Below are 20,573 nucleotides of genomic sequence, written 5' to 3' on the forward strand. Positions count from 1 at the left end.
GCAAAAGGGGGGTGGAGTGGACAGGCGCCCCTACCCGACCGTGCCCTGCGCCGCCGGGTACGACCCGATGATCTTCGCGTAACTGGCCTTACGCAGCACCCCCGCCAGCGCCTGCGCCACGCGCGGATCACGGGCGTCCCCCTCGATATCCACGTACATCAGGTAACTCCAGGCGCGGTCCCGGCGCGGACGGCTCTCGATGCGGCTCAGGTTCAGGCCGCGCAGCTCGTTCAGCGTCTCGACCAGGAAGCCCGGCGTGTGCCGCACCGCGAACACCAGACTCGTCTTGTGCGGCGCGTCGCTCGGCGCGGGCTCCGTACGCGACAGCACCATGAACCGCGTGAAGTTGTACGGCTCGTCCTCGATCTCGCGTTGCAGGACGTTCAGGCCGTACAGTTCCGCCGCGCGGCTGCTGGCGATCGCCGCGAGGTCCCGCTCGCCGCTCTGCGCGAGGTTCTTGGCACTTCCGGCCGTGTCGTGCGCCGCGACCGGCTGCCACCCGTGCTTGCGGATCAGGACGGTGCACTGATCCAGCGCCGGCTGCTGACTCGCCACGCGCCGGATGTCCTCCAGCGCCACGCCGGGCAGCGCCATCAGGCAGTGCGACACCCGCACCACGACCTCACCGGACACGTGCAGGTCCGTGTCGGTCAGCACGTCGATCGCCTGATGAATGGCGCCCATCAGGCTGTTCTCGACCGGCAGCACCCCGAAATCCGCCTCGCCTGCCTCCACGGCCCGCGCGACCTCATGAAAGGTCGGGTAGCCGCGCGTATCCACGTCCCGGCCCTCGCCCAGCGCACTCAGCGCGGCAATCTCGCCGTAGGAACCGGGGTTGCCCTGAAAGGCGATCGTCAGGCGGGAGGCGCTTGTGCTCATGCGCCCGAGGCTAGCGCACCGCGTTCCATCACACGGCACCGGCGCTTAGACGTGCGTACAGTGAGCAGCGTGACCCTGACCATGCCCGACCCGATCCTGGATCTGGACGCCTGCTCGCTGGCCGCCGCCACCCGCCGCGGCGACCTGACCGCCAGCGAGGCCGTCCGCACCTACCTGAGCCGCCTGAACGCCCTGAACCCCGCCCTGCGCGCCGTGATCACCGTCAACCCCGCCGCGCAGGCCGACGCCGACACCCTGGACACCCTGAGCGCCGACCGGCGCGGCCCGCTGCACGGCGTGCCCATCCTGATCAAGGACAACATCGACGTGGCCGGCCTGCCCACCACCGCCGGAAGCCTGCTGCTGCGCGCGCACGTCCCCACGCACGACGCGCCGCTCGTCGCGCGCCTGCGGGCCGCCGGGGCCGTGATTCTCGGCAAGGCCAACATGACCGAATGGGCGAACTTCATGACCGTCGGCATGCGCAACGGGTACTCCAGCATGGGCGGGCAGACCGTCAACCCCTGGCAGGCAGACCGGGACACCGGCGGCAGCAGCAGCGGCAGTGGCGTGGCCGTCGCCGCGCGCCTGTGCGCCGCCGCCATCGGCACCGAAACCAGCGGCAGCATCGTCAGTCCCGCCCACCAGAACGGCATGATCGGCCTGAAACCCACCCTGGGCCTCGTGCCCCGCACCGGTATCGTTCCCATCAGCCACAGCCAGGACACCGCCGGACCCATCACCCGCAGCGCCCGCGACGCCGCCCTGATCCTGACCGTGATCGCCGGACCCGACCCGCACGACGAGTCCAGCCGCCTCCTGCCCGTCCCGGACCTCCAGATCCGCGAGACGGCCCTCAACGGCGCGCACGTCGGCCTCATCCGGGACGAACCGCACGTCAGTCCGGCCGAGCAGGCCGCGTTCGACCACATCGCCGCGCTCCTGACCGACCTGAACGCCACCACCCACGACCAGACGTTCCCCACCCGCGCCGAACTCGACGGGACCGGCTGGAACATGGAAGTCCTCGAATACGAATTCGCCAGTGACCTGAACGCCTACCTCGCGGGCGTCACCGACGGCCCCCGCAGCCTCCGCGAGGTCATCGACGCGGGCGACCGCGACCCCGAACGCCTGCTGCGCTACGGGCAGACCCTGCTGCACGCCGCGCAGGGCACCCGCGGCGACACCAGCGAAACCAACTACCGCCGCGCCCGCGCCCGCGACCTGCGCCTGACCCGCACCCGGGGTTTCGATCAACTGTTCGCCGAGGGCCTCGATCTGCTGGTCTTTCCCGGCATTCACGGCTGCGCCCTGGCCGCCAAGGCCGGTTACCCCAGCCTCGCGCTGCCCGTCACCCCTCCCGGCACCGACACCGGCGCGCCCCCCAGCGGCGTCCTGCTGGTCGCCCCCGCCGGACAGGACGGCCGCCTGCTGTCCCTGGCTGCCCACCTGAACCGCGAACTGGGCGGCGTGCGCTTCCCGGCCATGTAGGAGGGAAGTGGGGAGTGGCTGGCCCTGACATGGCCGGCCTTGACGTAACTGGCCTTGACGTGGCCGGCCGGGCCGCGCACACGCTGTTGACCATCAGCCATCAGCCATCAGCCATCAGCCATCAGCCATCAGCCATCAGCCATCAACCTACTTCTGCGTGTCGATCTGGATGGTTCCGGCGTGCAGGCGGGCGACTTCGGCAGTGGGTTGGTCCTCGCGGTGGCGCATGTTGCTGAGGCTGCTGCCTTCGGGGGCGCGGGCGACGGCGTTTCCGATGCGCAGTTGCGGGCTGGCGATGGGTCTGGCCCACACGATGGCGTCGCTGTGGCCGCCCTGCCCGGCGTGCGCGAGGCCACGCAGCGCGCCGATGACGATCACGTCCCCTCCGGCCATGACTTCCGCGCCGGGGTTCACGTCGCCCAGCACGATCACGCTGCCGGGGTACTCGCCCCGGAATCCGGCGCGCAGGGTGTGCGGCACGATCACGGTGCGCCCGCCGGGCAGACCGGCCGCCGGTGCGGGCGCGGCCGGTGCGGCTGCCGGCAGGGTGGGGGGGGTGGGCGCGGGTATGGCGGCGCTGGCAGTCGGGGCGGGCGGGGCGGGCTGGCGGGCGGCGCGGACCCGGCCCGGCGTGCCCCCGGCGGCGCGGATGTGCAGCAGGGCTTCTTCCAGTGCGGCCGGGTCCACGTCCGACTGGAGTTCCAGCGTGATCTGCCCGGTCAGCAGCGCGGCGCGCACGCCGAGTGCCTCGGCGACCGACCCGGCCGTGTCCGTGGGTTCCAGCAGGAGGTTCATGCCGCCAAGCGTGCCGCGCAACTTCATGAGGCCAATCTAGAGCATCCGCGCCCCCCGACCGGCCCGCGCGGGCGGCGGTGCGGGCCGCGCTGGACCCGGTCCAGGGTGAGGTGGGAGTGCCCGTGCCGGAGGGCCTTTCTGAGAGGTCGGCTCAGGTGGCGTTCACGCTCGCACGGAACGTGTGCGGACCTGCCGCGCACGGGTGCGGGGGATGGTGTACCATGAGCCTCATGCTTTTCAAGGAGAACACCTTTGGTGCAGCTTGATTCCGGCGCGGTCGTGGAGGGCCGCGTAACGCGCGTGACCGACTTCGGCGCGTTCATCCAGTTCGAGAACGGCGAGACGGGTCTCGTGCACATCTCGCAGATCGCTCACTCGTTCGTGCGCAACATTCACGACCACGTCCGCGAAGGCGAGAACGTGGAAGTGAAAGTCCTGGGCCGCGACGAGCGGGGCCGACTCGACCTTTCGATCAAGGAACTGCTCGAGGAGCCCGAGGAGGTGCCCCGCCCCCGCGCCATCGGACGGCAGAGCCCTCAGTTCGAGGCCAAGCTCCGTTCCTTCATGCGTGACGCCAAGGAACGCACCACCGCAGGTGGTGGCAAGAAACCCGCAGGCAAACGCAAGAAGTAACCCCGCACCCCCGGCCCCGCGCCGGAAGAACCGCAGTGGCCGCCCCAGTTCCCCAGGACCGGAGGCGGCCTTCTGCATGCCCCGCCGAGACCTCCCCGGGCAGAGCAGACTGTTTTTTAACCGGCCTGTAACCAGCGCCCTGCACAATGCGCGCATGAAACGCTCGCTGTCCATCCTGGCCCTGACCGGAACCCTCGCTGTCGGTGGGCTGGTCGGTTACGAACTCAACGCCCGCACCACCCCCGCCACGGCGGTCACGCAGACCGCGCCGGACACGAACCTCAGCGCCGACAGCCGCACACAGGGGCAGATGGTGCCCGCCGCCAGCACCTACGACGGAGGCCGCGCCCGCACGGAATCCGAGGCGAACACTGTGCAGGTCGTCAAGGACCGCCAGGACGGACTGGTGTACGTGAGCGTCAAGGAAAGCAGCGCCGGCAGCGCCCAGGCGCAACTCCGGCAGCGCCTGCAACAGCAGTTGCCGTTCAGCCTCCCCGACGACGGCAGCGGTCAGGCGCAGACGGGCACCGGCAGCGGCTTCTTCGTGACCAGCAGCGGCGACATCATCACCAACAACCACGTCGTGGAGGGCGCCAGCGAGATCACGGTCCGCCTGCACGGCGACAAGACCGAGTACCGGGCGAAAGTCGTGGCCCGCGCCCCCGACTTCGACCTGGCCCTGATCCGCGCCGAGGGCCTGCCCGCCGGGGCCGCCCGGCCCATCCCGCTGGGCGACAGCGACCAGCTGGACGTGGGCCTGAAAGCCGTCGCGATGGGCGCCCCCTTCGGCCTGGACTTCAGCGTGTCCGAGGGAATCATCAGCAGCCTGGAACGCCGCGTACCGGTCGGCACCAAGGGCGTCGAGCAGAGCGTCATCCAGACAGACGCCGCCATCAACCCCGGCAACAGCGGCGGCCCGCTGCTGGACAGCGCCGGGCAGGTCATCGGCGTGAACACCCAGATCCTGACCGGCGGCAGCGGCCAGAGCGCCGGCGTGGGCTTCGCGATTCCCGTGAACACCGTCAAGAAACTCCTGCCGCAACTCCAGGCTGGCAAGGGCGGCGTGATCCAGACCCCCACCCTGGGCGTGCAGTTCACGGACCTCAGCGTCCTGAGCGAACAGCAGCGTGGGCAGGCGAACCTCCCCGCCCAGGGCGCCCTGATTCAGGAAGTCGCGCCGAACAGCCCCGCCGCCGCCGCCGGACTCCAGGGCGGCACGACCTCAGGGCTGCAACTGAACGCCCCGTCCGGCACGCAGGGCAGCGCGGACGCCCTGAGCACCGACGGGGACATCATCACCGCCGTGGACGGCCAGCCCATCAGCGAGGGCGACGACCTGCGCCGCGCCATCATCGGCAAACGCATCGGCGACCGCGTGAAACTCACCGTACAGCGCGCCGGGAAGACCCGCACCGTCGACGTGACCCTCAGCGCCTTCAGCTTCCCCACCAGCAACCAGTAAGCGGCGCGTGGACCGGGGCGCGGCCCACTCCTGCCATGGGGGTGGGCCGCGACGGGTTGCCAGCCCCACGTCCGGAAGGGTGCCCTGCTCCCAATCGCATCCGCTCGGACCCAGTGGCCTTTGCAGCCCATTCAATCGGAGTCCGTATGAGTATGAGTCAGCCGAACAGCGGGCCGAGGTCGGTCATCACGCCGGTCGCCTGGGCGGGCGTGAACACGTACGACCCGAACACCGCGTGGAATTCGTCGTGGGTCAGGTCGCGGGTCTGGCCGCTGGGTCCGGTGGCCTGCACCTGTTCGCCGCGCGCGGTCAGGCGGTACTCGCCGAGTTCGCGGACGCTGGCTTTCTTGCCGTGCCCGGCGCGCAGCAGGGCGGTCACGCGGTGCTCGCGGCCGCCCCTCACGTTCAGGAATTCCAGGAGTTCGGCGGGGGTCAACATCGGCTGGGAAGCATAGCACCCCCGTCCGCTCAGGCGGGAGAGGGTGCCATGGGGGAAAGCCGGTTTACGAGACGACGGTGCCGGCCCCGCCGAGCGCGGCGCTGATGGGTTCCCCGGCGCGGGCGTCGCCGAAGATCACGCGTTTCACGCCGCCCTGCACGGCCTCGGCGGCGCCCAGGACTTTCTTCTTCATGCGGTCCTGCGCGAATTCCAGGTAGGCTTCCACGTCGGTGGCGGGAATCTCGCGGATCAGGCTGCTCTCGTCGGGGTAGGCGCGCAGCAGGCCCGGCACGTTCGAGAGCAGCAGCAGCGCGTCGGCGTTCAGGGCGACGGCCAGTGCGGCGGCGGCGCGGTCGCCGTCCACGTTGATGGCGACACCCTCGTAGGAACTGGCGGGTGGCGTGAGGACCGGCAGGTAGCCCGCGCCGAGCAGCAGGTCGATCAGGCCGGTGTTCACCTTCTCGACGGTGCCGGTGTGGTCGCCGCGCAGGACCTTCGTCTTGCCGTTCTCGACGATCCGCACGGAGTCCTTGTGGCGGCCCTCGAAGATGCGGCCGTCCAGGCCGGACAGGCCGACGGCGTTCACGCCGAGGCGTTGCAGGCGTTCCACGATGCCCTTGTTCATCTTGCCGCAGTACACCATCTCGAAGATTTCGAGGGTCTGGCGGTCCGTGAAGCGGCTGGTGTACCCGCTGGGACTGGTGACGAAGCGGGGGGGGTGGCCCAGGGCTTCCGCGACGCGGTTGGTTTCGCCGCTGCCGCCGTGCACGAGGATCAGTTTCTCTCCGGCTTTCCAGCGCCGGGCGAGGTCCGCGCAGACGGCGTCGTAATCGATTCCGGCGCTTCCGCCGACCTTCACTACTATCATGCCGGGCATCCTAACGCATGACAGGAATGGAGGTCAAATGGTTTTCAATTGACAGGGAATGGGGGCGGGTCAGATCCAGACGACCAGCGCCAGCAGCGTCGCCCACGCTGCGGCCCACCACAGACAGACACGCCGGAAGACCCGCTGGTACGCCACCTTGCGCGTCTTGTGCCGGAAGAGCCGCTGCGCCGCCCACGACCCGGCCCAGCCGCCCAGCCGCTCGAAGCGGTGCAGCGTCGCCTCCGGCAGGCGACCCTCACGGGACTGCGCCAGTTGCTTGTCACGCCACACCGCCACGAACGCCACCAGCCCCCACACGACCTGCCACGCCACGAACAACCGGAACAGGAAGTCCAGCAGCGTGCCGAACGAGGTGGGGGAGATCACGGACCGCGCCCGTTCCGGCGGGCCGTCCGGGGAGCGAACGCACCAGACGGCGCCCGGATCACTGCTGGGTGCGGGGCAGCGCCTGCGTCGGCAGGATCTTCTTCGGCTCGCGGAACTCGATGTTCTCCCACTCGCCCTCCTCGATGACCTCCAGCGCCGGGTTCAGCGTCCGGAAGTGCGCCACGACCGCCTGCACCAGATCGTCCGGCGTGCTGGCCGCACTCGTGATCCCCACCGAGCGCACGCCCGCAAAATCCACGCCCGCGAGGTCCGCCGCCGTCTCAAGGCGCACGGACCGCCCGCACTCGGCCTCCGCGAGTTCCAGCAGGCGCATGCCGTTACTGGAGTGCGTGCTGGTCAGCACCAGGAACAGGTCCACCTGCGGCGCGATTGATTTCACGGCGTCCTGGCGGTTCTTGGTGGCGTAGCACAGGTCCTCGCTGGGCGGCACCACCAACGCCGGGAAACGGGCGCGCAGGATGTCCACCGTGCGGCGCGTGTCGTCCACGCTGAGGGTCGTCTGGGTCAGCACCACCAGCTTCTGCGGGTCCGGCACCTGCACCGTGTGCGGGTCGTGCAGGCCCTCGCCGGTCTTGCCGAGCACGCCCACCAGAATGGTGTTCTCGGGCGCCTCGCCCTGCGTCCCGATGACCTCCTGATGCCGGGCGCTGTCCCCGATCAGCAGGATGGTGTAGCCCTCACGGGCGTACTTTTTGGCCTCGGTGTGCACCTTGGTGACCAGCGGGCAGGTCGCGTCGATGGTCGCCAGGCCCAGCGCCCGCGCCCGCTCGCGCACCGCCGGGCTGATGCCGTGCGCGCTGAACACGACTGTCTCGCCGCCCTGCGGCAGGGCGTCCACGCCGTCGAGGTCCTCCACGAAATGCACGCCGTACCCGGCCTGAAGGCGGTCCACGACCGTGTGGTTATGCACGATGGAGTGGTACACCGTCACCGGTTTCGACTCGGTCTGCGCGGCCTTCTCGACCGCCTGGATCGCCATGACGACCCCCGCGCAGAACCCGCGCGGCTTGGCAAGGTGAACACGCTCAACCACGCGCGATCACCCGAACGGAACAGGACAGAAGCAAAGCGGACCTCATGCCCGACAGTGTAATACCCGCCTGCCGCGCAGACCGTGCCCGCACGCCGCGTGCGGGTCAGTCCACCACTTCGAAGCCCAGTTTCGCGGCCTGCTCCACGAAGAAATTGATGTTCTCGGTCAGCGTCTGCGGCCCCAGGCTCTTGCGGCCGTGCTCGCCGGTCGCGGCGATGATCAGCGTCTCCGCGAGGCAGGCGGGCACCTGCCCCTCCCCGAACTGCAGGTCGATGTGACTGGTCATGCCGCCCGGCGGGCGCACCACTCCCCCCGGAATGACCCGCACGCCGGGAATGGCCTGCACGCTCTCGTCCACGTCGGCCGGGCGGCCCTCGTCGAAGATCCACGCGCCACTTTTCACGTGCTGCGGGAAGATCACGGGGTTCGGGTCGCTGGTCGCCGTGAAGATCAGGTCCGCTTCCTTCAGGGTGTCGTAACTGGTGGTCGTGACGATCTCCGTGTCCTTCGCGGCGCGGCGCAACGTGGCGGCGCTGCGCTCCAGGCGTTCGAGGTCACGGCCGATCATGATGACCTTGCCCACCTGCGGCGCGATGGTCCGCGCGATCCCGAACGCGACCACGCCGTTGGCGCCCACCACGGCGGCCGTCGCCTGCTTCAGGTCGCGGCCCTCGGCGGCGAAGTGCGCCAGGATGCCCGGAATAGCGGCCTTGATCGTCCCGGACGTGTACGCCCCGCCGTTCGTGATGGTGATGTCCGGCACGGCCGCCTGCACGTCCACGCCCTTGTTCCCCACCACCGACCAGAACGCGCCCAGCCCGAACACTTCCGCCCCGAGTTCCTGCGCCAGCCTCGCGCCCTCGATGGCGCGGCGCGTGGCGAGGTCCGGGTTGTCGCGGAACACGTCCGGCAGCAGCGGACTGGACAGCAGGTAACAGCGGATGCTCTTGCCGTCCGTCGTGCGGATGCCCTGCAACTCCCCGACCTTCATGGGCCGCAGGCTCTCGGCCATCTGCCGCACGCCCGCCTCGCTGATCAGGCCCTTTTCCACCAGCGGACGCAGCCACGCGAAGCGCCGCGCACTCCAGAAGTTCTCCAGCGTCATGGGGTGAATCATGAACGCCGCGACCACCTCGTCACTGCGGCGGCCCGCCATGGGCACCGCCTCGCCCAGGCGCGGCTCGGTGCCGTCCAGCATGCGGCCCAGGTTCTCCTTGAACCGCCAGCCCGCCGCGACCAGCAGCCCCAGCGCCGCCAGTTTCGCCGCCGGTCCCAGCGGCAGCGCCGCAACCGCCAGCGTGAACGCCAGCACGCCCGCCAGGGTCGCGGCCGTCACGTACCCCCAGAAGCCCGCCACGCCCGCGTACACCACGACTGGCAGCGCCGCCACCCACAGCGGCACGGCGCCCGTCACGGCCAGTCCCGCCATGACGCCCAGCAGTACCAAGTTCCCCCGCCCGCGCGGCGGCGTCTGCCCGTACAGCGCGCGCGGCGGGTTCAGGTGCCCCAGGTACGCGGCCAGTCCCGCCAGCACCGACAGTTCCGGGCTGTTCACGCTGGACGCCATCAGGATCGCCAGGAAGCCCTTGGCGGCGTCCAGCAGGGCCGTCACGAACGCCAGGCCGGGGCCGACGCGGTGCAGCACGTTCTCGACCCCCAGGTTGTAGGCGTTCGTCACGCGGACATTCACGCCCGAGCGTGACAGGACCGCGTGCCCGACCGGGGCACTGCCCACCAGGAACGCCACGAGCAACAGCAGGGCCGACAGAAACAACATGTGGACCATTCTAGGGCAGCGGCGCCTCCCCAGGCAGGCAGCCGGTCAGATCAGGCGGACTACCGGATCATCCAGACTCCGGTTGAATGGTTTGCACAAACCGTTCAACCCGAGCGGACTCGTAGAGCCGCGCAGCAGAGCGAGTGGAATCCGGATCACTTCAGGTTCTGCTGCTCCCACACGAGGTCACGCAGGACCCAGCCGCTGCCGGGAAAGCGCAGCCCCAGGCGCAGTTCGCCCAGCAGGTAGTCACGCACCTCGTTCAGCGGCGTGCCCTGCGCCACGGCGTCCCCCAGGGTGCGTTCGCCGTCCAGGACGCGCGCCACCGGGTGCAGCGCGGCCCGCTGCCGGGTGGGCATCAGCCGCAGCCGGAACCACTCGAAGCGGTCCTCGGCGTGCAGGCGCCCGTCCCGCACGGCCTGCGACACGACCTGCGCCACCTGAAACAGCGGTACTTCCGCCTCTCGCGCCGCCGCCCGCACCGAACGGCCCTGCGGCACGTCGAACAGCGGCAGTTGCCCCTGGAACACGCGGCTGGGACTGCCGATCACGGCGCACACCTGCCCCCACTCGTCACTGATGCGCGCCCAGTCGGTCGAGAAGTGCCCGTACGCGCTCAGCGGCGTGCCCGTCACGGGACGCGGCTGGAACGTGAACATCCCACTCTCGGGCAGCATGGGACTGGCGTACAGCGCCTCGGCGCCCAGCCAGTCCAGAATGCCGCCCGACACGATCTCGCCGTTCACGAACGCCACCGTGAACGGCACGTCGGCCTGCACTTCCAGCACGCCGGTCTGCCGGGTCGCGTGAATCAGTTCCAGGACGCCCAGAAGGGGAATGTCGCTCAGCAGGCCTTGCATGAATACCAGCAAACTAGCACCTTTCCCGCCGGGGACGGTCAGGGAAAGTTCACGTCCGGCACGCGCCCGCAGGGTGTGCCCCCGGCAGCCGCAGCGGACTTCAGCGGGGCGGGCCTGACCGGGGCAGGGCGTCGCGCAGGTCCTGCCACGCCCCCCCGAGTTCCTGCGCGACATCCGATGCGCTCAGGCCGTACCCGTGCTGCTGCGCGGCGCGTTCCCCGGCGCGGGCGTGCAGACGAACCCCGGCCACGGCGGCGTCCGGGGCGCTCAGGCCCTGACCCAGCAGCGCGGCCAGAACGCCGGACAGGGTGTCGCCCATGCCGCCGCTGGCCATGCCCGGATGCCCGCCGCGCGACACGCTCAGGCCCCCGGCGTGCGCCACGACGCTGGGGCCGCCCTTCAGGACGACCGCGCCGCCCAGCCGCTGTTGCAGGGCGCGGGCGGCGCTCAGGGGATCGCGGGTCACGTCCTGCGTGCGGGTGCCCAGGAGCCTCGCGGCCTCGCCGGGGTGAGGCGTCCAGATGCAGCGGTCATGTCCGTGCCCCGCCAGTTCCGGTTGCAGGGCGTCGGCATCCAGCACGGTCGGGATGCCCCAGGTCAGCAGGGCGCGGGCCAGCTCGGCGGCGTCCGGTCCCAGGCCCATCCCGACGGCCAGCGCGTCCGGCCGCCCCGACTCTGGCGTGCCCAGCAGCGCTGCGCGCAGGTCCGGGTGCCGGTGAACCATCAGTTCCGGCATCAGCAGCGGCACCTCCGCCGCCGAGTGCACCGTGACCAGCCCCGCCCCCGCCCGCAGCGCCCCCACGCCGGCCATACCCGCCGCGCCCACCGTGCCGGGGTGCCCGCCCACGATCCACACGCGGCCCGCCGCGCCCTTGTGCGCGTCCGCGCGGCGCACCGGCAGCAGGGCCGCCACCTGCGCGTCGGTCGGCTGCTCCGCGACGGCCTGCGCCTGCACCCACTCGCCGGGCACCCGCAGCGGCACCAGTTGCACCCGTCCCGAGTGCCCGGCCGCCGCACCGAACAGCAACGCGGGCTTCAGGCCCATGAACGTCACGGTCAGGTCCGCCCCGGCCGTGCCCGGTAGGCCGTCCGGGCCCTCCGGAACCAGCGCCGACACTTCCTCCAGTCCGCTGGGCAGGTCGATCGCCACGACCGGCGTGCCGTGCGCGCGTGCCGCCGCCAGCGCCCCGATCACCCCGGTCAGCGCGGGCCGCAGCGGCGGCCGGAACCCGGTGCCCAGCAGGCCGTCCACGATCACGCCCGCCCCCGGCGCCCGGTGCGACACGGCGCTGGCACTCAGGGGCCGTGTCACGCCGCCCACCGCCCGCCAGCGCCGCCGGTTCAGGCGCGTCAGCGGGTGCCGGGACGGCAGCGCCAGCACCAGCACCTCGCGGCCCAGTGCCCGCAGGTGCCGGGCCGCCACGAACGCGTCCCCGCCGTTCGCGCCGCCGCCCGCCAGCAGCAGCGCCACGCCGCGCGGGAAGGCGGCGTGCGCGGCGTCCGCCACGGCCCGCCCGGCCTCCTCCATGGCGAGGTCCAGCAGCCCCGCCCCGTCCAGCCGCGCGTCCACCGCCCGCGCGCCCTCGCCGTTCAGGACCCACGGCACCGTCAGCCGCCCACGCCCCGCACGACCAGGAACACGATCAGCGCGGCCACGGCGATCAGCACCCAGCGCAGATTCTTCATGGCCGGATTCTGCGCGAACTGTTCCTTCATCTCGGCGTTCGTGTCTTCCTTCGAGCGTTTCATGCTCAGCTGCTGCCCGCGCCGGATGGACTTCACGCCCTCGGCCACACGCCCCTGGCGGCGCAGCGCCACGCCCAGGTTGTGGTGCCCGCCGTCGTAATCGGGATTCAGGGTCAGCACCCGCCGGTACACCGCCTCGGCCGCCGCGAACTGCCCGGCCTCCATGTCCAGGTTGCCCAGGTTCGTCAGGGCGCGGTAGTGCCCGGGATCGGCCTGCATGGCTTCCTCCAGCACGGCCCGCGCCTGCCCGGCCTCGCCGCTCACGGCGTGCAGGATGCCCTGCATGTTCAGCGCCTCGGCGCGCGTCAGCGGCTGCGCCAGCGCGCCCGCCAGCAGCGCCGCCAGTTCGGCCGGGTCCGCGACTTTCTGCCCGGCGTCCAGCGCCCGCAGCGCCCCGGTCAGTTCCTGCGGGTCCACCTGCGCCCGCAGCGCGCTTCCCTCGGGTTCCGGCACGGTCGGCAGCAGCGGCGCCAGTTCGGCCGCCGCCTGCCGCGCCGCCGGGTACCGCCGCGCCCGCACGGCACTCTGCACGGTCAGCACGGTGTCCAGCGCCTGCTCCAGATCCAGCGGCGCGCCCTGCGCCCGCGCGGTCGCCAGCGCCCGGCGCCACTCGCGCTGCCCGATCAGGTCAGCCAGCGACAGGACCCGCTCAGACGGCGCCGCCTGCGAGGAGTCCGTGTTCAGTTGCTCCGGCGTGACGTGCTCTCCTTCCGGCGTGGCCTGCTCTCCGTCCGGCGTGGCCTGCCCGGCGTCCGGGCGGCGCGCGGCACTCACCTCGTCCCCCAGCACGGACCGGAAACAGGGCAGACACGGGCGGCGCGCACGCGGACACTCAGGTGAAACAGGACACTCGGCCGGAACGGAACACTCACCCGCCGAGTATACTGACGCGTCTCCCCGCGCCGCGCGGATGAAGCTGCCCGCCCAGACACACGCGGGACACCCTGCCCCCGCCCGGAGCGGGCGGCCCCACCGGAGCTGAACCCCTTGAACGACCCGATCCCACCCACCAGTAGCGGAGCGACCGCCCCGCTGTACTCACCGGCCCGCGTGCGCGAACTCCTGACCCGCCACGGACTGAAACCCACCAAGAGCCTCGGGCAGAACTTCCTGATCGACGGGAACATCCTGCGCGCCATCGCCGAGGCCGGCGGAGCCGCGCCCGGCGTGCCCGTCCTGGAAATCGGCCCCGGCCTGGGCGTCCTGACCCGCGAGATCCACTCGCGCGGCGCGCAGGTCACCACCCTGGAAAAAGACGAACGGCTGCGCGCCGTCCTGAGCGAAACGCTGGGCGACACCGACGTGCAGATCATCTGGGGCGACGCCCTGGACTTCGACTACGCTGGCCTCCCGGACGGCACGCGCGTGATCGCCAACCTGCCGTACTACATCACGGGCCTGCTGCTCTCACGCTTCATGCGCGCGCCGGGCATCGTGTCCGCCACCGTGCTGGTCCAGAAGGAGGTCGGGCAGCGCCTCGCCGCGAAACCCGGCACCGACAACTACGGCTTCCTGAGCGCCATCGCCGCCCTGTACGGCACCGTCCGCCACGTCCGCGACGTGCCCAAGGGCGCGTTCCTGCCTGCCCCGGACGTGACCAGCAGCGTCATCCGCCTGGACTTCGACCGCAGCCGCCCCGCCCCGGAACCCGAATTCCTGAAGTTCATCGAGGCGGCCCTGCACCACCGCCGCAAGACGCTGCGCAACAACCTGCGCATGATCGGCCACGACGGCGAGGCCATCGACGCGGCGCTGGCCGGACTGAACATCCGTCCAGACGTGCGGGCCGAGGACGTCGCCCTGCACGATCTGCGTGACATGGCTGTGAAACTCGGCGTGATACGGTAAGCCCAGTTTCTACGCGCCTCAGCCCCACCCCAATTTCGATCTGCAAGGGCCACACCTGAGCCCTGGAGGTACTCCCGTGAAGTTCTACGTTATCGGCGACGTGACCGTTGACCACCTCTACCACCTGGACCGCCTGCCCTCACCCGGCCAGGAAGTCACGCCCCGGCACGCCAGCATGAAACCCGGCGGGGCCGGCGGGACCATCAGCGTCACCCTGGCCCGCCTGGGCCACAGCGTCACGCTGGCCGCCCGCGTCGGCCAGGACCCGTTCGCCGAGTACGCCCTGAGCCACGTCCGCGAAAGCGGCGTCAGCGAGAGCGCCATCCAGCGCGACCCGGACCTGCTGACCAGCACCATCACCGTCATGCAGACCGCAGGAGGCGAGCGCGCCATGATCAGCGACGGCGCCGCCAACCGCCAGCTGGACCCCGCCCACCTGAACGCCGCCGGGGTGCAGGCCGCCGACGCCCTGATCATCAACGCCTACGCCATGATCGAGGGCCCGCAACGCGAGTTCGCCCTGAACGCCATCGACGCCGCCCGCTCCGCCACCCCGCGCGTGCCGGTGTTCATCGACCTGGGCACCGGGGCCGTGAACAAGGCCGGGACCAGCCTGCGCGCCGACGTGCTGCGCGCCGACTACCTGATGCTCAACCAGCACGAACTGCAGGCCCTGACCGGCACCAGTTCCATCAGCGCCGCGCTGGCGCAACTCGGCGAGGCCGGCGCGAAGCAGGTCATCGTGAAGGTCGGCAAGATGGGCTCCATCACCTGGACGCCCACCGAGACCGAACTGGTCGACGCTGTGCGCCCCGAAGGCAAGGTCGTGGACTCCACCGGCGCCGGTGACACCTTCACGGCCGCGTTCGCGCACGCCATCCTCAGCGGGTGCAGCATGCCCGAAGCGGCCCGCGCGGCGAACACTGCCGGGGCGCTCGCCGCGACCGGTATCGGCGCGCAGGAAACCCTGATCACCGCCGCCGACCTGGGCGGGAAGGGCGCGGCTCCCGCCACCCCGGCCCGCCAGGCCCCAGAGAAGAACCCAGAGAAGAACTCGGAGAAGAGCCCGGAGGCAAGTGCCGGGAAGGCCGCAGAGAAGGTGCCCGAGCAGGCGCCGGACCAGGTGCCGGAACAGGTGGCGGAGAAACCGGCCGGGAAGGCCGCAAAGGCCCCCCGCGCCGCTGCCGTGGCCGCCGCTGCGGAGGCGGAGCCCGCCCCGGCCCCCGCGCGCCGCACCCGTAAAACCACTGCCAGCTGATACCGTCCCTACCCGCGCGGCCCGCACGTTCCTGACTGGACGGCGGGCCGCGCCGCTGTACCCTGAACGCATGACCCATCCTGCCGACGCCCCCCTGACCCGCGCCCTGCACCACGAGGCCGCAAGCCGTGGCCTGCGCAGCGACCAGGGCGACCTGCTGGACGTTCCGGCGGTGTTCGCGCTGGTGCGCGACATGCCGTACGCCCGCGCCGCCTCGCACGACCCGCAGGACATCATCGGCGGGTGGCGCGGCACCTGCTCGACCAAGCACGAACTGCTGGCCGCGCTGCTGGCCGAGGCGGGCCTGCGCAGCACCGTCATGGCCTGCACGCAGGAGATCCGGCCGCCCGCCCACGCGCCAGCCGAACTGCTGGCCCTGACCGGCGGGCAGGCGGTCGTCGACGTGCACAACTACCTGATCGTGCACGCCCCGCAGGGCGACATGACCGTGGACGCCACCTGGCCCCTGGCGGCCCGCGAGGCCGGACTGCCCGTCAACGAGCAGTGGGTGTGGGGGCAGGATCAGACCATTGCCTGCACGCCCATCGAAACCTGGGCCGTGCCCGATGGTCAGAGCGTCGCGGCGTTCAAGGACCGCCTGCTTCAGGAACGCTACACCCCGGAGGAACTCGCGCGGCGCGACGCGTTCATTCAGGGCGTGGGCCGCCTGTTCCTGGCGCAGACCGCCACCGGAACCCCCTGAGCGCTGCACCCCCGCAGGGCGCCGTTACAGCGCCCGCGTGCTGAACACCATCACGTCGCTGCCCGACTCCAGCGGGCCGCCCTGGAACGAGCCGGTCACGCGGGGACTCTCGAATCCCGCGAAGCGCAGCAGCCACTCGACCTCGTAGCGGGTGTAGTAGCGCTGCGTCAGGGTGTAGTGGCGGCGTTTCAGGGTGCCGTCCGCGTGCGTGGTGTCCACGTGGTACTCGGTCGTGATGTGCTGGCGGGGCCGGTCGTGCCGCTGCACCAGGAACACGTCGGTGCGGCTGCCGTCCGGCGCGTGGAAGGTTTCGCCCTCGTGCCGGACGGTGTTCGCCTTCCCGAAGCGCGGCACGTACAGGTCGAACACGAAGCTGCCTCCGGTCTTCAGGTGCGCGTGAATGTTCTCCAGGCCCTGCAACTGCTCGTTCGGGGTGTACAGGTGCATCAGCGCGTTGAACGGCGCGATGACCGTCTCGAAGCGTTCATCCAGGCGGAAGGTCCGCACGTCGCCCTGCACGAAGCGCATGTTCAGGCCGTCCTTCGCGGCGCGTTCCTGGGCGCGTTCGATCATGCGGGCGCTGGGTTCCAGGCCCGTGACGTTCACGCCGCGCCGAGCCAGGAACGACGTGACCCGCCCGGTGCCCGCCCCGACCTCCAGCACCGGGCCGCCCGCGCGTTCCCCCACGCCGCCGTAGAAGTGCAGGTCGTCACGGTACACGTCGTACTGGTGGTCGTACAGGTCGGCGAACTCGTCGTAATTCACGCCGCCCAGCGTAGCGCGCCTGTGCCTACTGCGGCACTCTTACTGCGGCGCCTCGCCGTACAGCCGCAGGAAGTCCTCGCGGCTCAGGACACTGAGTTTCGGTTCCTGTGCGGGCGCGCGGCTGCCGTACGCGCGGCGCAGCACGTTCGCCCAGACGCGCAGGCGGCGCCCCGTGGCGGGCGGCAGGTCGTGCGTCTCGAAGCCCAGGCGTTCCAGGATGGGCGTGACCGCCGACTGGCAGTACACGGCCTGCGCCCCGCGCAGTTCCGGGCGGCGTTGAAGGTCGGCCGCCACCCGCCGGAAGTCCTGCCGGGCCACCCGTACCGTGCGGACCGGCCCGAGCTGCGACATCAGAGCGTTGTTCGCGTGGTACTCGGCGGCCGGGACGCCCGCGCGCAGGGTCAGGCCGCCGCCCGGTACAGAGCCGCCCCGTGCAGAGCCGCGCAGCGTCAGGTCCGGCCCCGGAAAACGGGTGGGGGAGACCCGCAGGATCGAGTCCTTCAGGTCCCCGGCGGGTTCAGTACGCGTGAGGCGGTCCAGCAGGCGGTCCAGGGTGCCCATCAGGCGGGGCGGGAGGTCGGCGGGCCGTTCCGCGCGCAGGTCCTCCAGCCGCGCGAGGCTGGTCGCGGCGTACCCACGCGCCTTCAGGTCGGCCAGCACGCCGGGCAGGGCAGGCACGGTGACGCGCGCGCCGGGCCCCGCGTCGTGCAGCACGATCACCGCCCCTGGTTGCAGCGCGCGACGCAGGTGGGCGCGCAGGCCATCCGGGGTCTGCCCGGCCCGCCAGTCCTGCCCTTCCAGACTCCAGTGGGCGCCGGTCAGCCCGGCGGCGCGCTGGCCCAGCCGCGTGAACAGGCTGTACGCGCCGTGCGGCGGGCGGTGCAGCGTCACGGGCTGCGTGCCGCCCACCTGCCGGATGACCGCGCCGATGCGGGCCGCCGCGTCGCCCGGATCACGGTACGCGCCCCGGGGGGTTCTCAGCCACGCGTGCCGGTGCCGCACGGCGTGCGCCTGCACCTCGTGCCCCTCGCGCAGCATCCGCGCGATCAGGTCCGGGTGCGCCTCTGCGGGCGCAGCCAGCACGAAGAACGTGGCCTGCGCGCCTGCCTCGCCCAGGGCGTCCAGTACCGCCGGGGTGCTGCGGGGGTCCGGGCCGTCGTCGAAGGTCAGGGCCACCACCCGGCGCGTCTGCGGCCCGGCGCGCAGCAGGCCCAGGTTCGCGCGCTGCCACAGCAGGAACGGCCCGCCGATCACCAGCAGGCCCGCCGCCGCGACGCCCAGCGCCGCGCGGTTCAGGGTGGACTTCATGCGCGTCCCAGGCGGCCCAGCACCGCCTGCGCCACGCGGTCGGCGGCGTCCGGGATGCCCAGTCGGCGTGCGGCGGCGCTCATGGCGGCGTGCGTGTCGGGGTCCAGGGCGCGCAGTACGGCAGGCCGCACCTCGCGCAGCTGCCGCGCCCAGAGGGCCGCGCCGTGGCGCTCCAGCAGGTCGGCGTTGTGCTCCTCCTGCCCCGGAATGGGTTCGTGAATGACCATCGGCACGCCCAGCGTGGTCGCCTCGGCCACCGTCAGGCCACCCGCCTTGCCGACCACCAGGTCCGAGGCGGCCAGCAGTTCCGGAAAGTCGGTCGTGAAGCCCAGCCGGTGAACGGTCGCGCCCCCCACCCGCTCCACGCCCTGCCCGTCCGCGCCAGCCAGCACCAGAACCTGCACGGGCCGCCCCAGGTTCGACAGTTCGCTCAGCACGCCGCGCAGCGCCCGGAACGTGCCGGTCCCGCCGCCCGAGATCAGGATCACCGGCTGGTCGGAGCGCAGGCCGTGGCGTTCTCGCAGCGCCGCGCGGTCCGCGCCGATCAGGGTGCGGAACACCGGCGCGATGGGAATGCCGGTCACGACCACCCGCTCCGGCGGGATCTTCCAGGCGTCCATCTGCCCGGCTGCTTCGGGCGTCGCCACCATCAGCAGGTCCGCCTCGGGCCGCGCCCAGTGGTGATGCACACGGTAATCCGTGACGATCAGCGCGTTCAGGAAGTCCAGCCGCAGGCGCGTGCGGGCCGCTGCCGCCGCCGCCACCGGAATGGGGTAGGAGCTGACGACCACCTCGGGCCGCACCTCGCGCACGTCGCGGACCGTGCCGCGCAGCCCCATGTGGTGAAAGGTGCCCACCACCGCGCGCGGTTCGCTCTCGCGGTCCGTCCAGTTGTAGAACGCGCGGTAGATGCCCGGCGCGTACCGCAGCCACAGGTCGTACGTGCCGGCCGTGACGGTACGCTCGACCGGGTTCAGGTACGTCAGGAAATCCGCGTGCCGGGCGTGCAGGTTCACGCCGCGCGCCCGCAGCGCCGTGTCCAGCGCCCGGTTCGCCTGATGATGCCCGCGCCCGAAACCGGTGGACATGATCAGTGTCCGCAGTTCCGGCCCGGTCGGCCCGGTGGAGGGCGGTGGGGGTGCGTTCAAGTGCGCCTCAGCTGCCACAGGCCCGCCCCGGCGAACAGCACGTTCGCCAGCCACACGCCGGCCTCGGGGAAGTCCGGGATCAGGCCCGCCACGGTCAGGCCGACGAAGAACAGCAGGTAGTACGCCACGGCGATCATCAGCGCGATGCCCAGGCTGACGCCCAGCGTCCGACCGAAGCGCAGGGCGAACGGCAGGGCCGCCAGCACCAGCACCAGGTTCGCGAACGGCAGGGCCAGTTTGCGGTTCAGGTTCACGCGGGCGTCGGCGCGGTCGGCGGCGCTCACGCCGGGCGCGGTCAGCTTGGTGATCAGTTCGGGCCAGCCCTGGGCGTCCGCGCCGATCGCGTCGGCGTACTGCGCGAGCGTCTGCTTGCGGCTCAGGCCGGTGTCCACGTTCAGGGTGTCGGTGGCCTTCTCGGGCACGATCACGCTGGGGAACACGTCCTGCACGGCCGCGCGGAAGGCGGCCGGGTCGTTCTCGGGGATGCGGGTCAGGGCGGCGACCGCGCCGTAATCCACCACGAACGTCGAGTACCCGCTGAGGCTCAGGCGGTTGTTCTCGAAGGTGCCGCGCTCGGCCAGGATGACCGTGCCGCGCGCCTCGCCGTCCGGTTGCCACTTCTGCACGCGCACGCCCCGCAGTTCCCGTTTTGCGGCGTCGTAGCCCTGCATGGACAGCGTCAGGTTGTTCCCAAGGTCCACGGTCTTGCCGACCAGTTGCGACAGGCCCGCGCCGGTCAGGGCGTCCCAGTACAGGCCGCGCGTCTCCACGTTCGCGCGCGGCGCGACCCACAGGCTCAGCCACACCGACAGGGCCGTGACGAGCAGCGCCACGACTGCCGCCGGGCGTGCGATGCGGCCCAGGCTGATCCCGCCGCCCTGCACCGCCACGAGTTCCCGTTCGGTGCTCATGCGGCCGAACGCCACGACCGTCATCAGCACGACCGCCATCGGGAAGACCTTCACCAGCGTGTCCGGCATCTGGTACCCGATCCAGCGGGCGATCAGCCCCACCGGCACCCCGCTGAGCCACTGACTGGAGATGAAGAAGTAACCGAAACTCAGGATCGCCGTGAACAGCAGCGTGCCCGCCAGCAGCGGCGGCAGCAGTTCCGCCGTCACGTAGCGCGTCAGGCGCGTCAAGCGGCGC

General features: G+C 71.5%; 19 protein-coding genes and 1 pseudogene. 6 read left to right on the forward strand and 14 right to left on the reverse strand.

All coding sequences use genetic code 11. The annotated features are described in order from the left end of the window. Nucleotides 1–30 precede the first annotated feature (30 nt). A complete protein-coding gene (locus IEY70_RS00650; RefSeq protein ID WP_189063050.1) occupies nucleotides 31–879 on the reverse strand; it encodes a prephenate dehydratase in 849 nt (282 codons plus the stop codon). A 69-nt stretch (nucleotides 880–948) separates the two neighbouring features. Here IEY70_RS00650 and IEY70_RS00655 point away from each other — a divergent pair, with 69 nt between their 5' ends. Beyond that, nucleotides 949–2,373 (forward strand): amidase family protein, encoded by a 1,425-nt coding sequence (locus IEY70_RS00655; protein ID WP_229777518.1) that lies wholly within the window; start codon nucleotides 949–951, stop codon nucleotides 2,371–2,373. Nucleotides 2,374–2,520: 147 nt separating this feature from the next. On the opposite strand, the gene IEY70_RS00660 is transcribed toward IEY70_RS00655, so the two are convergent. Next, nucleotides 2,521–3,195 carry a septum site-determining protein MinC gene (locus IEY70_RS00660; RefSeq protein ID WP_189063051.1) on the reverse strand — a complete coding sequence of 225 codons (675 nt, stop codon included), beginning with the start codon at nucleotides 3,193–3,195 and terminating at the stop codon, nucleotides 2,521–2,523. A 225-nt stretch (nucleotides 3,196–3,420) separates the two neighbouring features. Between IEY70_RS00660 and IEY70_RS00665 the strand changes: the two genes are divergently transcribed. Both IEY70_RS00665 and IEY70_RS00670 read left to right on the forward strand, forming a co-directional pair. Further along, a complete protein-coding gene (locus tag IEY70_RS00665) occupies nucleotides 3,421–3,801 on the forward strand; it encodes a S1 RNA-binding domain-containing protein (protein ID WP_055362658.1) in 381 nt (126 codons plus the stop codon). Between the two features lie 154 nt (nucleotides 3,802–3,955). Beyond that, the gene (locus IEY70_RS00670) at nucleotides 3,956–5,263 is read left to right on the forward strand and encodes a S1C family serine protease (RefSeq protein WP_189063052.1); all 1,308 of its coding nucleotides are present in this window, start codon (nucleotides 3,956–3,958) and stop codon (nucleotides 5,261–5,263) included. Between the two features lie 157 nt (nucleotides 5,264–5,420). On the opposite strand, the gene IEY70_RS00675 is transcribed toward IEY70_RS00670, so the two are convergent. The 8 genes from IEY70_RS00675 to IEY70_RS00710 all read right to left on the reverse strand — a co-directional run bounded on the left by IEY70_RS00675 (nucleotide 5,421) and on the right by IEY70_RS00710 (nucleotide 13,168). Further along, a complete protein-coding gene (locus tag IEY70_RS00675) occupies nucleotides 5,421–5,702 on the reverse strand; it encodes a hypothetical protein (protein ID WP_189063053.1) in 282 nt (93 codons plus the stop codon). Between the two features lie 64 nt (nucleotides 5,703–5,766). After that, nucleotides 5,767–6,570, reverse strand: coding sequence for a [LysW]-aminoadipate kinase (locus IEY70_RS00680; protein WP_189063054.1), 804 nt, complete (start codon nucleotides 6,568–6,570; stop codon nucleotides 5,767–5,769). A 69-nt stretch (nucleotides 6,571–6,639) separates the two neighbouring features. Beyond that, nucleotides 6,640–6,957 (reverse strand): DUF1294 domain-containing protein, encoded by a 318-nt coding sequence (locus IEY70_RS00685; protein WP_189063055.1) that lies wholly within the window; start codon nucleotides 6,955–6,957, stop codon nucleotides 6,640–6,642. Between the two features lie 58 nt (nucleotides 6,958–7,015). After that, nucleotides 7,016–8,011 (reverse strand): 4-hydroxy-3-methylbut-2-enyl diphosphate reductase, encoded by a 996-nt coding sequence (gene ispH / locus IEY70_RS00690; protein WP_189063056.1) that lies wholly within the window; start codon nucleotides 8,009–8,011, stop codon nucleotides 7,016–7,018. A gap of 103 nt (nucleotides 8,012–8,114) precedes the next feature. Beyond that, nucleotides 8,115–9,788 carry a glycerol-3-phosphate acyltransferase gene (locus IEY70_RS00695; RefSeq protein WP_189063057.1) on the reverse strand — a complete coding sequence of 558 codons (1,674 nt, stop codon included), beginning with the start codon at nucleotides 9,786–9,788 and terminating at the stop codon, nucleotides 8,115–8,117. A gap of 155 nt (nucleotides 9,789–9,943) precedes the next feature. Beyond that, on the reverse strand, nucleotides 9,944–10,648 hold the full coding sequence (locus IEY70_RS00700; protein WP_189063058.1) for a DUF4388 domain-containing protein: 705 nt from the start codon (nucleotides 10,646–10,648) through the stop codon (nucleotides 9,944–9,946). A 100-nt stretch (nucleotides 10,649–10,748) separates the two neighbouring features. Next, on the reverse strand, nucleotides 10,749–12,176 hold the full coding sequence (locus IEY70_RS00705; RefSeq protein ID WP_189063262.1) for an NAD(P)H-hydrate dehydratase: 1,428 nt from the start codon (nucleotides 12,174–12,176) through the stop codon (nucleotides 10,749–10,751). A gap of 80 nt (nucleotides 12,177–12,256) precedes the next feature. After that, the gene (locus IEY70_RS00710) at nucleotides 12,257–13,168 is read right to left on the reverse strand and encodes a tetratricopeptide repeat protein (RefSeq protein WP_189063059.1); all 912 of its coding nucleotides are present in this window, start codon (nucleotides 13,166–13,168) and stop codon (nucleotides 12,257–12,259) included. A gap of 213 nt (nucleotides 13,169–13,381) precedes the next feature. On the opposite strand from IEY70_RS00710, the gene rsmA reads away from it, so the two are divergent. The 3 genes and pseudogenes from rsmA (at nucleotide 13,382) to IEY70_RS00725 (ending at nucleotide 16,203) form a co-directional block, all read left to right on the forward strand. Further along, on the forward strand, nucleotides 13,382–14,242 hold the full coding sequence (gene rsmA / locus IEY70_RS00715; protein ID WP_229777519.1) for a 16S rRNA (adenine(1518)-N(6)/adenine(1519)-N(6))-dimethyltransferase RsmA: 861 nt from the start codon (nucleotides 13,382–13,384) through the stop codon (nucleotides 14,240–14,242). Between the two features lie 76 nt (nucleotides 14,243–14,318). Beyond that, nucleotides 14,319–15,230: pseudogene (locus IEY70_RS00720) on the forward strand (carbohydrate kinase family protein); the annotation flags it as partial. A gap of 340 nt (nucleotides 15,231–15,570) precedes the next feature. Further along, nucleotides 15,571–16,203 carry a hypothetical protein gene (locus IEY70_RS00725; RefSeq protein ID WP_189063061.1) on the forward strand — a complete coding sequence of 211 codons (633 nt, stop codon included), beginning with the start codon at nucleotides 15,571–15,573 and terminating at the stop codon, nucleotides 16,201–16,203. Between the two features lie 24 nt (nucleotides 16,204–16,227). On the opposite strand, the gene IEY70_RS00730 is transcribed toward IEY70_RS00725, so the two are convergent. The 4 genes from IEY70_RS00730 to IEY70_RS00745 are packed head-to-tail and all read right to left on the reverse strand — an operon-like array spanning nucleotide 16,228 to nucleotide 20,566. Then, the gene (locus IEY70_RS00730) at nucleotides 16,228–16,968 is read right to left on the reverse strand and encodes a class I SAM-dependent methyltransferase (RefSeq protein WP_189063062.1); all 741 of its coding nucleotides are present in this window, start codon (nucleotides 16,966–16,968) and stop codon (nucleotides 16,228–16,230) included. 39 nt (nucleotides 16,969–17,007) lie between these two features. Continuing rightward, nucleotides 17,008–18,276 (reverse strand): polysaccharide deacetylase family protein, encoded by a 1,269-nt coding sequence (locus IEY70_RS00735; protein ID WP_189063063.1) that lies wholly within the window; start codon nucleotides 18,274–18,276, stop codon nucleotides 17,008–17,010. Continuing rightward, complete coding sequence (locus IEY70_RS00740; protein ID WP_308425493.1) at nucleotides 18,273–19,424, reverse strand: MGDG synthase family glycosyltransferase; 1,152 nt, start codon at nucleotides 19,422–19,424, stop codon at nucleotides 18,273–18,275. The genes IEY70_RS00735 and IEY70_RS00740 overlap by 4 nt, the downstream gene beginning before the upstream one ends. Beyond that, a complete protein-coding gene (locus IEY70_RS00745; RefSeq protein ID WP_189063064.1) occupies nucleotides 19,421–20,566 on the reverse strand; it encodes an LptF/LptG family permease in 1,146 nt (381 codons plus the stop codon). Before IEY70_RS00745 ends, IEY70_RS00740 begins: the two co-directional genes overlap by 4 nt. Nucleotides 20,567–20,573: the final 7 nt, after the last annotated feature.

This window comes from Deinococcus seoulensis, from assembly GCF_014648115.1.
In the GTDB taxonomy this organism is placed as follows: domain Bacteria; phylum Deinococcota; class Deinococci; order Deinococcales; family Deinococcaceae; genus Deinococcus; species Deinococcus seoulensis.